The sequence below is a fragment of the Thermoactinomyces sp. DSM 45892 genome, from assembly GCF_900107305.1.
Classification (GTDB): Bacteria; Bacillota; Bacilli; order Thermoactinomycetales; family Thermoactinomycetaceae; genus Baia.
In genome coordinates this window covers 99,680-115,054 of sequence record NZ_FNPL01000014.1, presented here as the reverse complement: position 1 = coordinate 115,054, position 15,375 = coordinate 99,680, and the positions used below count along the sequence as shown (strand labels likewise).

At 42.1% G+C, this 15,375-nt stretch carries 12 protein-coding genes; all 12 read left to right on the top strand.

Annotated features, from left to right (window positions below; genetic code table 11):
* Positions 1 to 158 precede the first annotated feature (158 nt).
* A complete protein-coding gene (gene queG / locus BLU58_RS12355; RefSeq protein ID WP_369813774.1) occupies positions 159 to 1,331 on the top strand; it encodes a tRNA epoxyqueuosine(34) reductase QueG in 1,173 nt (390 codons plus the stop codon).
* 93 nt (positions 1,332 to 1,424) lie between these two features.
* On the top strand, positions 1,425 to 1,958 hold the full coding sequence (locus BLU58_RS12350; protein WP_255404701.1) for a methylated-DNA--[protein]-cysteine S-methyltransferase: 534 nt from the start codon (positions 1,425 to 1,427) through the stop codon (positions 1,956 to 1,958).
* 78 nt (positions 1,959 to 2,036) lie between these two features.
* Entirely contained in the window at positions 2,037 to 2,540 is a 504-nt protein-coding gene (locus tag BLU58_RS12345; protein WP_093292516.1) for an amidase domain-containing protein, read from the top strand.
* A 66-nt stretch (positions 2,541 to 2,606) separates the two neighbouring features.
* Positions 2,607 to 3,071: a tRNA (cytidine(34)-2'-O)-methyltransferase gene (locus BLU58_RS12340; protein WP_093292515.1), complete on the top strand. Its 465-nt coding sequence runs from the start codon at positions 2,607 to 2,609 to the stop codon at positions 3,069 to 3,071.
* A 134-nt stretch (positions 3,072 to 3,205) separates the two neighbouring features.
* Positions 3,206 to 3,727 (top strand): TetR/AcrR family transcriptional regulator, encoded by a 522-nt coding sequence (locus tag BLU58_RS12335; protein ID WP_093292514.1) that lies wholly within the window; start codon positions 3,206 to 3,208, stop codon positions 3,725 to 3,727.
* A 112-nt stretch (positions 3,728 to 3,839) separates the two neighbouring features.
* Positions 3,840 to 4,802 carry an NAD-dependent epimerase/dehydratase family protein gene (locus BLU58_RS12330; RefSeq protein ID WP_093292513.1) on the top strand — a complete coding sequence of 321 codons (963 nt, stop codon included), beginning with the start codon at positions 3,840 to 3,842 and terminating at the stop codon, positions 4,800 to 4,802.
* Positions 4,803 to 4,857: 55 nt separating this feature from the next.
* Positions 4,858 to 5,748, top strand: coding sequence for a hypothetical protein (locus BLU58_RS12325; protein WP_093292512.1), 891 nt, complete (start codon positions 4,858 to 4,860; stop codon positions 5,746 to 5,748).
* Positions 5,749 to 6,261: 513 nt separating this feature from the next.
* Positions 6,262 to 8,160, top strand: a complete 1,899-nt coding sequence (locus BLU58_RS12320) for a PrkA family serine protein kinase (RefSeq protein WP_093292511.1) — start codon at positions 6,262 to 6,264, stop codon at positions 8,158 to 8,160.
* 33 nt (positions 8,161 to 8,193) lie between these two features.
* Complete coding sequence (gene yhbH, locus BLU58_RS12315; RefSeq protein WP_093292510.1) at positions 8,194 to 9,330, top strand: sporulation protein YhbH; 1,137 nt, start codon at positions 8,194 to 8,196, stop codon at positions 9,328 to 9,330.
* A 183-nt stretch (positions 9,331 to 9,513) separates the two neighbouring features.
* Positions 9,514 to 10,983: a citrate/2-methylcitrate synthase gene (locus BLU58_RS12310; protein ID WP_218122197.1), complete on the top strand. Its 1,470-nt coding sequence runs from the start codon at positions 9,514 to 9,516 to the stop codon at positions 10,981 to 10,983.
* 27 nt (positions 10,984 to 11,010) lie between these two features.
* Entirely contained in the window at positions 11,011 to 12,648 is a 1,638-nt protein-coding gene (locus BLU58_RS12305) for an amino acid adenylation domain-containing protein (protein ID WP_093292509.1), read from the top strand.
* Entirely contained in the window at positions 12,649 to 15,375 is a 2,727-nt protein-coding gene (gene acnA, locus BLU58_RS12300) for an aconitate hydratase AcnA (protein ID WP_093292508.1), read from the top strand.

Genomic DNA, 15,375 nt, shown 5'->3' with positions numbered 1-15,375 from the left:
TAACATCCTTGTTCATGTGCCTTTATGTATTCCTTAAATATACAAAGTTGGTGTTTTTAGTTCTATCCGCCTATCTGTTTCATTTTGAAAAACTGAGAAAAAGAGAGATTAAGTGAGATATTCGTTATTTATAGAGGGAGGTGGATTAGGTGAATGCAATGGAATTAAAACAAAAACTGATCGAAAAAGCAAACGAGATCGGAATCGACAAAATCGGCTTTACGACAGCAGATCCCTTTGTTGAACTGAAACAAAAATTGGTTCAACATCGAGAATCAGGTTACGAATCTGGCTTTGAAGAACCGGATCTGAATCTGCGTACGATTCCTACACTCACACTACCAGAAGCAAAATCCATCATTGCCATTGCGATCGCCTACCCCTCCAAGATGAGCAATCCCCCTCGTTCTGAGCCAGGAGCGTATCGGGGGATTTTTGCTAGGGCGTCATGGGGTCAAGATTATCATGATGTCTTGCGGGATAAACTGGCCCAACTAGAGGCATATCTCCTCGAATTAGTCCCTACAGCTCGAATCCAATCGATGGTAGATACGGGTGCTCTATCGGATCGGGCTGTAGCAGAACGTGCTGGGATTGGTTGGAGTGCGAAAAATACTTCGATTCTAACCGAAGAATTTGGTTCATGGATCTATCTGGGAGAGATGATCACAGACTTATATCTTCCTCCGGATGAATCGGTTTTAGATGGTTGTGGTGATTGTACGTTATGTCTAGATGTTTGTCCTACTGGGGCCCTAGTAGAACCAGGGCAACTAGACTCGACCAAGTGTATTGCGTTTCTCACACAAACGAAAGGATTTATAGATGAGTTTTATCGTGAGAAGATAGGAAACAGGCTCTACGGATGTGATACGTGTCAAACGGTTTGTCCTAAGAATCGAAAACGTAATTTTACTCATCACGCTGAATTTGAGCCTGATCCTGAGTTGGTGAAGCCTCTGTTGCAACCACTTCTTACCATGAGCAATCGTGAGTTTAAAGAGAAATATGGATATATGTCTGGCTCATGGCGGGGAAAAAAGCCGATCCAACGAAATGCGATTATTGCACTTGCTCATTTTAAAGACCAATCAGCTGTTCCATTATTGAAAAATCTATTAAGACAAGACCCCCGTCCTGTTATCCGTGGGATGAGTGCATGGGCTTTGAGCAAAATCAGTGGTACGGGGGCAGAAGAGATATTAAATCAAGCATTTCATGAAGAACAGGATGAAGAGGTTCTCCGTGAGATTCGTTTCGGCTTAGAGCAAATTCAGAAATCAGCTACCTCCCCAAAAACCAAAGAAGATTACCATGACTATTCGTTATAAAAATTGACAATCATTACATGCTCACCTACTGTGCAGAAAGAGGTATGATCGTAGTATGAATTGTATTGGTATGATCAAAAGGAGGATCTACTTGTGAACCAGTGCCAGCCCATTATCGCTTGGAGTACATTGAAATCTCAAGTGGGTGTTATGACTGTGGCGGTGTCTCAGCAGGGGCTTTGTTATCTTGACTTTCCGAAGAAAGAGGATCCTATTTTCGGTTTGCGGATTTGGGCGAGTAAGCAAGCTCGTTCTACTCATTTCGAACAAAATGAACAAGCATGTGCGCCAGCCCTGACCCAATTGCTAGAGTATTTTGATCGGAAACGTAAAGAATTTGATTTGCCCCTAGATTTCACAGGTACTCCCTTTCAACAGCTCGTATATCGGCAGTTATGCCGAATTCCATACGGGACTGTCGCTTCTTACAAACAAGTTGCAGAGGCGATTGGAGTTCCGAAAGCAGTTCGGGCAGTAGGTGGAGCAAATAATAAAAACCCGATTTCCATTGTTGTGCCTTGCCATCGAGTTATTGGTGCTAACGGATCTCTTGTTGGCTACGGTGGAGGCTTGGAAATCAAAAAAAACCTGTTACAATTAGAAGGATTTAGCGAATATAAAGATTAATCTTTTGAAAATCAATATAGAAGCGTGCTTTTTTCTTTTCTCCCCTCATACTCTGTTTCTGAGAGAGGGGAGTTTTTTATGCCAATGGAAGTGTCGACGTATGTACGTGAACAAGCAGTAGCCTATGCGAAACAACATTGGAATCATAATAATCCTGCATACCTAGTGTTTTCGGATAACTGTACCAATTTTATCTCGCAGTGTTTGTATGCAGGTCATTTTCCGATGGAGGGTCAGGGAGATCCACTAAAAGGTTGGTGGTACATGCATAAAGGGGGGAAAAATGATCGTTGGAGTGATAGTTGGGCAGTAGCTCACAGTTTATATTGGTACCTAAAAGAGAATAAACGCGTTCAAGTGAGGAAAGGGGCAGGGCAGCTCCAGTTAGGGGACGTCATTTGCTACGATTGGGAAGGCGATGGGAAATGGAACCATAATACGATCGTGACCGGCTTCGATGAAAATGGAGAACCACTTGTACATGCACAAACATATCCAAGTGCCTTTAGGCCATGGCGATATCTGGATTCACCAGGCTGGACTCCTAAAACGAGGTATGAATTTTTTCATATCATCTATTAACTTGTGGATTAGGCATTCCTTTCGTACAATAGGGAAGAATTGTTTTCAGATGGAAGGGATGCCTACATGTCATTTCATATTGTACTCGTTGAACCTGAAATCCCGCAAAATACAGGGAATATTGCTCGCACTTGTGCGGTTACGGGGGCCAAGCTCCATTTAGTGAAGCCTCTTGGTTTTGAGATTGATAACGCGAAATTAAAACGTGCTGGATTAGATTATTGGGACGACTTAGGGGTCGAATATCATGATTCCTTTGCCGATCTCAAGCGGAAATATCCAGATGCTCGCTTCTTTTGTTCGACTACCAAAGGTTCTAGTTGGTATACAGACTTTACATATCGTGAAGGCGATTTTTTTGTCTTTGGTAAAGAGACAAAGGGGTTGGATAGCGAAATTTTAGAGGCGAATCGAGATACACTGATTCGGATCCCTATGTTGCCTGTGAGGCGCTCGTTAAACTTGTCCAACTCTGTGGCGATTGTAACGTATGAGGCTTTTCGTCAGATTGGATTTCCAGAGATGAAGTAAGAGAAAGGGGCAGAATTACCGCCCCTAGCATCTTCCGGCAAAAAATTACCATCACACTGTATCATTGATGAATGAATTCGTATATACTGTAAGTAATTGATGAATCACTAACAAGAAAAAGAGGGAGTAAATCAATGGGAAAATCAGATACAGCTTCAGTAAATCGAAAAGAGGAAATCATCTCCGCGGCTATTGAGGTATTCGCAGAGGTCGGATATTATCGAGCAACGACGGCACAAGTCGCACAAAGAGCTAAAATTTCACAACCATATATCTTTCGTTTCTTTTCTACCAAAGAAGCCTTACTACTAGCAGCATTGGAAGTATCCTGGACACGGGTAATCGATTCTTTTCACAAAGTGTTGGAATCCGGATTGTCTGAACAACTGGAATCCGACCTTATTCGAGCATATGAAGACATATTAGACTCATATCGGAATGAAACCCTGCTTCAAATGCAGGCACAGACGATTCAGGAAGACTCGATTCGGGAAGCAATGCGAAAAGGTTTTGGTGAAGTTCATCGTATTGTGTTAGATGCCTTTGATAATGCTGGCATTCCAAATCCTCAGGAACGGGCGATGTTGTTTCTAGCACGGGGGATGCTGTGTAACATTTCATCAGCGCTCAACATGCCGGAATTGATGGGGAAATAAAGATAATGAGATTTTTTAAAGGTTGTTATTGACCAATCAATAACAACATGATATATTATGAACAATAGTTAGTGATTGATCAATTACAAAAAACAAAGGACAGGTGAATATGATGAAAAAAGCAATTGTGGTAGGAGCAACTGGTGGTACTGGAGCAGTTATTACGGAAGAACTAGCAAAAAGAGGAATTGAAACGGTAGCCTTCGGAAGATCTCTTCCAAAGCTAAAGCAACTGAAGGATGGTATCAGTCACTCGGAGAAGATCGCGCTTGCAACAGGCGATGCTTTTAATCCAGCTGACATCGTAAAAGCGGCAGAAGGTGCAGATGTTTTGTTCCATTGTGCAAATGTACCTTATCACGAAATGGAGACGAAGTTGATTCCGTTAGGGGAATCTGTGATGGAAGCGGCTAATCAATTAGGTATAAAGGTAGTTGCAGTCGATGGGATTTACCCATATGGAAAAAGACAGATGGATCGAATTTCAGAAGACCATCCGAAACAACCACATACCCGAAAAGGGAAGACAAGACTTGCTTTCGAACAGATGCTTTTTGACAACAAATGGAGCAACACCCAAGTCATGATCGTCCGACTCCCTGATTACTACGGCCCAACAGCAAACGAGGCATCGTACCTAGGCTCCACCATTAAAGATATCGCAGACGGCAAAAGCATGACATTCTTTATAGGTAACATGCATGTCCCAAGAGAATACGTTTACTTGCCAGATGCAGCGTTTATGATCGTAGAACTTGCCTCTAAAGAAGAAGCATACGGTAAGGAGAACTGGAATATACCAGGTGGAGGTCTGATTTCAGGTAAGGAAATCGTACGAATCGCACAGCAGGCCAGTGGAAACTCTAAATCCGTCATTCCGCTCGGTCGATGGGGATTGTCTGTACTCGGATTAGTTGTGCCAGTCATGAAAGAAATCGTGGAAATGTTATATTTAACAGAAGAACCGCTTGTTTTGAGTGGAGAGAAATATGAGAAGATGGTCGGCCCTGTACGTGCAACGTCTTTTCAAGAGGGAATTTGGGAAACCATCCATGCATTGCAACAGATAAAATAACTTTCTGCATTTGTAATTGATCAATCAATAAATAAATAAAAAGGGATGATGGATTATGAGAAGTCATAAAATAGATCATGTACAAGAGAGTAAATTGTTCGAAGGGGAAAAGATTTTAGTAATGGTCGGTCTGCTTGGGTTCTTGCTTTCCTTTGGAATCGTTATCTACATCGCCATCAATGGGGCCGTCGTCTTACCAGAAGGAAATGCATGGAGTGCCTTCTCATTTGATGCAGCAATTGGTATGTTTACCTTGTCTCTCGCAGCTATCCTACCGCTTTCTGGACTTAGCCCTGGGAAGCGGAAGGCGGTTCGTTGGTTCTTTATCATCGCTCTCCTCTACATCTATGGAGCGGAAACCATTCAGCACCTTCGGGGCATTAATCCTCGATTTTCACAAGTGAATGAAACGTTTGATATGATCGTTGGTTATCTGTTCGGAATTGATGCGGTATTGATGATCGTGGTGTCCTTACTTCTGGCTATCCCATATTTTCGCCAAAAGAAATCTCATGAACGACCGCTCGTTGTACTAGGCATCCGTTATGCATTCATTTCGCTCCTATTTGCCTTTGCTGCGGGTGCTTGGATGAGTATCGTGCAAAGCCGCTTTACCGGTAGTGCTGGTAACCTAATCGTTCTTCATGGACTTAGCTTTCACGCCTTGCAGACCCTACCGCTACTTGGTTGGATGACAGAGTGGATGCAAATCACTCAGAAGAAAGCGAGACAACTTATTCATATAGGAAGTATTGCTTGGACAATTTCCATCATGCTCATTTTTGTCCAAACAACACTCGGGCACTCTGTATTCGAATGGACGGTGTTACCAATCATAGGCGGTGTGATACTACTGATTTATTCAGGGATAACAGCAATCTCTATGTATGGTGCTCTAAAGCCACTGTTAAAGAAGTATAAAAAAGAAAATGTTAGTGTCAACTGAAGATAGGTCAGGAGATATGACTGAGAAGTTCGAGAAGGAAGAAAAGAAGGTGAATCTTACCGCACAATTCTATTTACTTTCTCAGCAGCAACGATGTGTTTAAATATATTGATGACAATCAACTTGCAATATACGTAGGAGAAACTAGGGCAGTTTCCTGTTTGAACACTGGACTGACTTGATCACGCATGAAATCAAGTCTTTTTTCTATATGGAGGCGTGTTTTCTTACCCTTTAAATTGTTTTAATGTTTTTATTATTGTATAATATGAATACGTATTATCTTTTCCTGTCCATTTATCCACCCTTTATTACGAGTGATGTGAACCCCCAATTTGTTCTGATTCGAATGTGCGTACGCAACTTGTATCTCCTACTAGCATATACTAGAACTCTCATTCTTTTTTATGGATTTTGCTAGAGTTATGATGCGTATGATGTCATGAGACAAATAAATGTTAGATACTCAGACCGATTGGTTTGAGTGAAGCTGGATAGGGAGAGGGGACCTCTATGGATATTTTAAAGCGTCTCGCAGATCACCGAGAACAAGAAAAGAAGTTGTTGTGGGAAGGGACATTTACGGAATATCTGGAGATTGTAAAGCAAAATCCTCAAGTTACCCAAACGGCTCACTCACGTGTCTATGACATGATTCGTAGGGCTGGTGTTGAAACAGACTCCAACGGCAATAAAAAATATCTATTTTTTAGTCGGGAGATTTTTGGACTGGACTACGCAATTGAGCGCCTTGTTGAAGAGTATTTTCACTCTGCCGCTCGTCGGCTTGATGTTCGGAAACGAATCTTGCTTTTAATGGGTCCTGTCAGCGGAGGGAAATCAACTCTAGTAGCTATGGTCAAAAAAGGACTAGAAGAGTATTCGCGAACCGATGAAGGTGCAATCTATGCAATCAAAGGATGTCCGATGCATGAAGAGCCATTAAACCTGATACCCAAAGAAGTACGTTCAGATTTTGAAAAAGAGTTAGGGATTCGAATAGAAGGAAATGTATGTCCGTCTTGTCGTCAACGCCTACGAGATGAGTACAATGGACGGATTGAAGATATGGTAGTAGAAAGAGTCTTCTTATCAGAAGATGAGCGGGTCGGGATTGGAACATTTAGTCCATCTGACCCGAAATCGCAGGATATTGCCGACTTAACAGGGTCGATTGATTTTGCGACGATTACAGAGTACGGTTCCGAATCAGACCCACGCGCTTACCGCTTCGATGGAGAATTGAATAAAGCGAACCGTGGACTGATGGAATTCCAAGAGATGCTTAAGTGTGATGAGAAATTCTTATGGAACTTACTATCCCTTACTCAAGAAGGTAACTTTAAAGCGGGGCGTTTTGCACTCATCTCCGCAGATGAATTAATCATTGCCCACACGAATGAAACAGAATATCGCAACTTTATTGCCAACAAGCGAAATGAAGCGCTCCACTCAAGGATTATCGTGATGCCGATTCCGTATAATCTACAAGTCTCTGAAGAAGAAAAAATCTACGAAAAACTGATCAAACAATCCGACTTATCTCATATACACATCGCACCCCACTCCCTTCGCACTGCTGCTGTATTTTCCATCCTAACTAGATTAAAAGATTCCAAAAGGCAAGGTATGGATCTCATCCAAAAAATGCGCCTCTATGATGGTGAAGCCTTAGAAGGCATTAAAGATATTGATGTAGAGGAGCTAAAAAGCGAATTCTACGACGAAGGATTGAACGGAATTGACCCCCGTTATGTCATCAACCGTATTTCAAGTGCTCTCATTCGGACTGATGCCGATTATATCAACGCATTAGATATCCTTCGTTCTCTAAAAGATGGCTTAGATCAGCATCCATCCATTACCGCTGAGCAACGCGAACGCTATCTCAACTTCATCGCCCTAGCGCGAAAAGAATATGATGATATCGCGAAAAAAGAGGTACAAAAAGCATTTGTCTATTCCTATGAAGAGTCAGCAAAATCACTGATGGATAACTATCTCGACAATGTCGAAGCGTACTGCAATTGGCATAAAATCAAGGACCCCCTTACAGGTGAAGAGATGGAGCCGGATGAAAAGCTGATGCGTTCCATAGAAGAACAAATTGGGATATCCGAAAATGCAAAAAAAGCATTCCGTGAAGAAATTTTAATCCGCTTATCTGCCTATGCTCGTAAAGGAAAGCGTTTTGATTACAACAGCCACGAACGTCTCAGAGAAGCGATTCAAAAGAAATTATTTATCGATCTAAAAGATATCGTCAAAATCACCACATCTGCGAAAACTCCAGATGAAGGGCAATTGAAACGGATGAATGAAGTGATTGCTCGTCTAGTCGAAGATTACGGGTATACTCCTGCTAGTGCCAACGGGCTCCTACGATATGTTGGCAGTCTGTTAAATCGTTAGCCAGCAGCCAACGGAATAGTGGGAGGTGAATTTATGCTTGTATCTGAGGAGGATTGGTCCCTGCATCGCAAAGGGGATCAAGACCAGCTTCGGCATCAAGAGAAAGTAAAAGAAGCGATCAAGAAAAATTTACCTGACCTCGTAAGCGAAGAAAGCATCATTCTATCCGATGGAAAACAAGTCGTGAAAGTTCCGATTCGCTCCATGGAGGAATACCGCTTTCGTTTCAATCACAATAAGAGTAAACAGATGGGGCAAGGACAAGGTGACACACAAGTAGGGGACGTCGTAGCCAAAGAGGGTGAGCCACAGAAAGGATCAGGCAAGGGGCAGGGAGCTGGAGAACAAGCAGGCGAAGATTATTATGAAGCAGAAATATCGATGGAAGAACTAGAAAATATTCTCTTTGCAGAGATGGAACTTCCTTATCTCGTGCAGAAAGAAATGGACTCCATCACCGTAGAAGACACACGATTCAACGATATTCGTAAAACCGGCCTATCTGGAAACATTGCGAAGAAGCGAACTCTATTAGAAGCCATTCGTAGAAACGGTAGACTAGGTAACAAAGGAAAGCTGAAAATCTCGATTGACGATCTACGATATAAGACATGGGAAGAAATCACTATCCCACATTCCAATGCTGTTGTGATGGCTATGATGGATACTTCCGGTTCGATGGGCATGTTTGAAAAATACGTAGCCCGGAGCTTCTTCTTCTGGATGGTCCGTTTTCTACGAACCAAATACGAAAAAGTAGAAATCGTCTTTATTGCCCATCATACTGAGGCCAAGGAAGTCAGCGAAGAACATTTCTTCACCAAAGGAGAAAGCGGAGGCACCATTTGCTCCTCTGCCTATCGCAAAGCTCTAGAAATCATCGATACTCGCTATCCTCCATCCCAATTCAATATATATTCCTTCCACTTCTCCGACGGTGACAACCTTACCAGCGACAACCAAAAATGCATCGGCCTCGTCCAAGAGCTCATGAAACGCTCCAACATCTTCGGCTATGGCGAGGTCAACCAATACAACCGCCACAGCACCCTCATGAATGCCTATCGCCATGTGAAAGATGAGAAGTTCTTGCACTACGTTATTAAAGAAAAAGGACAAGTGTACCAAGCATTAAAGCACTTTTTTGCGAAAAAAGAGGATGGGAAGTAGAGTGATAGATCGCCTTCTCGAGGAGGACTTGAGGAGGCGGTTTTTCTTTATATAAATGTAAGAATATAAAAATCAATCTTTCTTATTAAAAATATTATTATAATTTATATGTTTATTTATCATTTGACTTTAGTGTATAATCTAATAAATTAAACTATTTAGTAGTCGGAGTGACGAAGCAAAATGCAAAATAATAACCTTCCTATTTTAGAAATGGGAAATAAGAAACGAATGGAAATCAAGACTTTAATCTCAAATACATTTAAAATTGAACTTGATTCAGTTGTTGATGATCTAGAGTATCTATCTATCAATGAATGGGACTCCTTAGGTCATGTGAATTTAATGCTTGCCCTTGAACAGAAGTATTGTATACAAATCGATTCAGATTTGATAGTCAAACTGAACTCTGTTGCTGCTATCATAGACCATATTGAAAAGCATAATAGAATATCGGGAAACGAGTTAATGGAAATGAGTGGACGAAATGGAGATGAGTCTGAGGATTCCATTCATAAGAAGCCCGTTCATCGAGGGCTCTCTGGAGTTGTGTTTGATCGAACACGTACAACTTTCATTGATGGTCATAAGGGAAAATTACAGTATAAGGGATATTCCATTCACGACCTTGTGGAATTTTCGACGTTTGAAGAGACTGCTTTTCTCTTTTTATACGGGATGTTACCCACTACAGAGGAACTGAGCCAATTCAATGAAAGGCTGAAAGCTGCGCGCGATATCCCTACTCCAATGTTTGATATGATTCGGACCATGAGTAAGGCGCATCCCATAGAGGTGCTCCGGACTGCCATGTCTTTGTTGTCTGTATTCGATCCAGAAAAAGATGATGTGTCTATGGAGGCATTTCAAAGAAGAGCAATTAGGTTGATTTCACAAGTCCCTATCCTAGTGGCGGCTCACCAAGCAATACGACAAGGTAAAGAGCCTATCCCACCAGATCCTTCGATTTCCCATGCAGCTAACTTTCTCTATATGTTGAATGGAAAGATGCCAACTGAATCTGCTGTTCGAGTGGTAGATAAAGTATTGATTCTTCATACCGATCATGGATCTAATGCTTCGGCGTTCACTGCACGAGTGGTGTCTGGGACAGGCGCAGATATCTTTGCGTCATTGACTGCAGCTATTTCCGCTTTTGCTGGTCCTCTCCATGGTGGGGCAATTGAAAATGTTATGTCGATGATTCAAGAGATAAGTGAGTCCCGGTATGCAGCTGAATATGTGATGCGGATCCAGAGTCAAAATAGACCCGTTATGGGTTTTGGGCATCGAGTCTATAAAACAGAAGATCCTCGCGCCAGGCATTTGCGTAAAGTTGCGTTTGAGCTTAGTAGTACATTGGGCGATTCCAAGTGCTATGACATTTTAGAGGCAGTGGTTGATGCTATGCGTCCTTACATGGAAAAAGGAGTGGGTATAAACGTGGATCTCTATGCAAGTGTAGTGTATCACTTGCTTGGAATTTCTTCTGATTTATTCATATCTTCTTTTGTAGTTGGCCGTATTCCCGGATGGATTGCTCAGATACAAGAACAGTGTGAGAATAATATCCTCATTCGACCTTTACTAGAGTATGTGGGTGATACTGATCTCGCCTATATTCCGATAAATCAAAGAGATAAAAAATCTTAAAATTTGTAATCATTTCGGAGGTTTGTCATGACTTTGCAACCCGCTATTCTCCAAGTGGAAAATCAGGGTCCATTATTACACTCTGGTTTTCTGTCTAGTGTTAAACGCTTCCCAGATAATTTAGCGTTATCTATTAAGCAAAATGAATGGACCTATACCGAACTAAATGATAAGGCTTGTCGTTGGGCATCTGTTCTTTTAGGGGCCTCTGATACTACACCCAAAAGGGTAGGAATTTTCGCCTATCGTAGTTTGACTTCCTATGTAGGTGTTTTGGCGAGTTTATTTTCTGGGGCGACATTTGTGCCGTTTAATCGTAATTTTCCTATACAACGAACACGTATGATGATGGAGTTAGCTGACCTCGATGCTGTTTTGGTTGATAAGGGTTCTTTGCCTCAGTTTTGCGAAATAATAAAAAATTTAAAACAGATTCCTAAGTGTGTACTTTTACCCGAGTCTAGTAAAAAAGACCTAGTTCATATCAGAGCTGAAGTTCGTGATCAAACTGACTTAGAGTGTGCACCTCCATTAGTAAAATTCCCTTTTATTTCTACTAATTCTGTTGCGTATCTTCTATTTACATCAGGAAGTACTGGAATATCAAAAGGTGTACCGATTACCCATAAAAATGTTACTCATTTTATAGAGGTGAATCAACAAAGGTATCAAATCACTGATCAGGATCGATTCACCCAAACCTTTGATCAGACCTTTGATCTGTCTATATTTGATCTATTTATGGCGTGGGGGCGTGGAGCTGCTGTCTGTTCGATGGATCCCATACATCTCTTATCTCCATTTAGCTTTATTCGGGAAAAGGGGATTACGGTTTGGTTTTCTGTACCGTCTGTTGCTGTACTTTTGTGTAAGCAAAACTTTTTGAAGCAAAATAGCATGCCAAGTTTGCGCTGGAGTTTCTTTTGTGGAGAGGTACTTCTGAAAACAACGGCTGAGGCTTGGCAGTTGGCTGCGCCCAATTCGATTATTGAAAATCTCTACGGTCCCACGGAACTTACTATTGCTTGCACGGCTTACCGCTGGGATCCAATAAAATCACCTATGGAGTGCGTAAATGAATCAGTTCCTATAGGTAAATTGTATCCAGAAATGGAGTCTCTCATCTTGGATGAAAACTTGGAGCCAGTTCCATATGGAAATGAAGGAGAGCTATGTATATCGGGTCCACAGACATTTTTAGGCTATTGGGGCAATTTCGAGCAAACCCATACATCTTTGATTGAGTATAAGGATGACTCTGGCCAGACTAAGGTTTTTTATCGAACTGGGGACCGGGTTCGCTATCTACCGAGTGGAGATCTGACTTATTTAGGTCGCTTGGATCATCAAGTGAAGGTACAAGGTTATCGAGTGGAGTTAAGTGAAGTAGAAGCAACGCTCTTGCGACAACCCAATGTGGTGTCTGCAGTAGCAGTGGGATGGCCGATTGAAACTGGTACTATTAAAGGAATTACTGCTTTTGTTGTGGGTGCCAATCTAGATTCTAATACGATACTTATAGGAGTTCGAAAAGAGTTGCCCACTTATATGGTCCCCCATACTGTTCATGTGCTTGAAGAGATGCCTTTGAATTCGAATGGGAAAATGGATAGAAAAGCTCTTATGAAACGTCTTGAGTCTGAGGAGATGAAAGGGGAGTACTAAATGATAAACTCTTTAAAAGATCCCTTAGGGGTTTGTATTCCTCTTGAGTTTGAACAGCAGGTCTATACAGTTTGGTCATTAACGAAATTAGCGGAACGATTAGATCTGAATTTATCGCGTATTCCTTATTCAATTAGGTTATTGCTTGAATCTCTTTTGCGCTCAGTGAGTATGGGGCATGTTGATATGGATACAGTAGATTCGAAGATTCACGCTCTAGTTAACGGGAAGGAAAAGACTGTCATTCCCTATTTACCAAGTCGTGTACTTATGCAGGATTTCACGGGTGTTCCTGTATTAGTGGATTTAGCTGCTATGCGAGAATCAGTCAAGGAACTTGGTGGAGATCCCACACAAGTTAATCCTGTTATCCAAACGGATGTAGTGGTTGATCATTCCATAATAGTAGACTATTCGAATTCATCGGATGCTTTTGAACGAAATACGAAACTTGAATTTCAGCGAAATCAAGAGCGGTATAAACTGTTGCGTTGGGGAGAACAAACATTCCAAAACCTTCGGGTGTTCCCGCCTGGAATGGGGATCTGTCACCAGATAAATTTGGAATATTTGGCAAGTGTAATTCAAGTGAAAGAGTGGGGCGGTGCCCAAGTTATATTTCCAGACAGTGTTTGTGGAACAGATAGCCATACAACCATGATTAATGGGCTCGGCGTGTTAGGTTGGGGTGTTGGAGGGCTTGAAGCAGAAGCAGTTATGTTGGGCCATCCACTCATGCTTGTAAGCCCTTCTGTGGTGGGTGTGGAATTGAAGGGGAGACTTAGACCCGGGGTTACTACGACGGACTTAGTGCTGACGATTACGGACAAGTTGCGCCGTGAGGGAGTAGTGGATCAGTTTGTTGAATTTACTGGTGAAGGAATGAGATTTCTTAGTTTAGCGGAACGGGCCACCATTGCAAATATGGCGCCAGAGTATGGAGCTACCTGTGCCTATTTTCCTGTAGATGACGAGGCACTGTGTTATCTGCGCATGACAGGGCGTTCGGAAGCACAAGTAAAATTAGTGGAGAACTATTATAAACTTCAGGGATTGTATTGGACTGAAAATGATCAGATGCCTATGTTCAATAAACGGATTGAGTTTAGGTTGGATGAGGTAGAACCAAGTGTTGCTGGTCCAGTACGCCCACAAGATCGTATTGTATTGAAGGATTTAAAAACGTCTTTCAAGGCATCTCTCGAAACTACCTTAGGTTCCCAGGAGTTTTCACAGAACGGAAGAAACGGACCTGAAGTAAGAGTACAGCTTGATGATCAGACGATCACCCTTACCCACGGATCCATATTACTTGCAGCTATTACTTCGTGTACCAATACTTCCAATCCCGCTGTTATGATCGCTGCAGGTTTGTTGGCACGAAATGCTGTGGAGCGTAATTTGTGTGTGCCTGCATACGTGAAAACCAGCTTATCTCCTGGATCGCAGGTGGTTTCAGATTATCTAGCATCTTCTGGTTTGATGATACCTTTGGAGGCGCTAGGATTTCATGTAACAGGATATGGTTGTATGACTTGCTCAGGTAGCAGTGGTCCAATCGATCCGCGAATTGCGCTTGCGGTGAAGGAGCAGGGTATCGTTACAAGTTCTGTACTTAGTGGGAACCGTAATTTTGAAGGGCGTATTCATCCATCTGTTCAGGCTAATTATCTAGCATCACCACCCTTGGTTATCGCATACGCCATTGCTGGCACAGTTTGTATCGATCTGGAACATGAACCGATCGGTTATGACAAAGATACTCCCGTTTACCTACATGATATTTGGCCTTCTGATGAAGAGATTGCTTTCATGATGAGAACGTTTATTTCTAAAGACATGTATATCAAACGCTATGACCAAAAGGCCGATGAACGTTGGCAGGCAATTCCTATGGTTAAGAGCGAATTGTATCATTGGGAGGAAAATTCCACCTATATAAAAAAACCACCTTATTTTGATAAGGTGACTGCACCGAAGTCGATTATCGGAGGACGCGTGCTTGCTTTGTTAGGGGATAGTATTACGACCGATCATATCTCTCCAGGTGGAGTGGTCGATTCCAATAACCCTGCTGGCCTCTATCTTAAAGAGAATGGAGTAGAACGGGAAGCATTCAATACCTATGGTTCTCGACGCGGTAATCATGAGGTTTTAATGAGAGCCACACTAGCCAATATTCGTTTGAAAAATAAGATGCTGCCGGGAGTTGAGGGAGGGTTCACAATGCATTATCCATCCAACCAGATGATGACTATCTATGATGCTGCTATGAGATACACAGCAGAGGATATTCCTCTGGTGATTATTTCAGGTAAAGAGTATGGAACGGGTTCGTCACGGGATTGGGCAGCCAAAGGTCCTAAACTCTTGGGAGTCAAAGCAGTGATTTCGGAGAGTTTTGAGCGAATCCACCGTTCCAATCTGATTTGCATGGGCATACTTCCTTTGGCATTTCAACTAGGTGAAAATTCGGGCTTTCTTGGATTAGATGGAAGTGAAATCTATGAAATTAGTGGAATTGAACAGCTTCAAGTAGGAATGAAATTAAGTGTGAAGGCCCAGAAGGAGAATGGTGATCTGGTTCAGTTTATGGTGCGGGCTTGTATCGAGTCGGATGATGAGCTGAAATATTACCAAAGCGGAGGAATTCTACCCCTTGTGATAAAGAATATGCAACTTTCAATGAGTCACTTTTCTAGTGAAGGAAGCAACAGGAGGATTTAG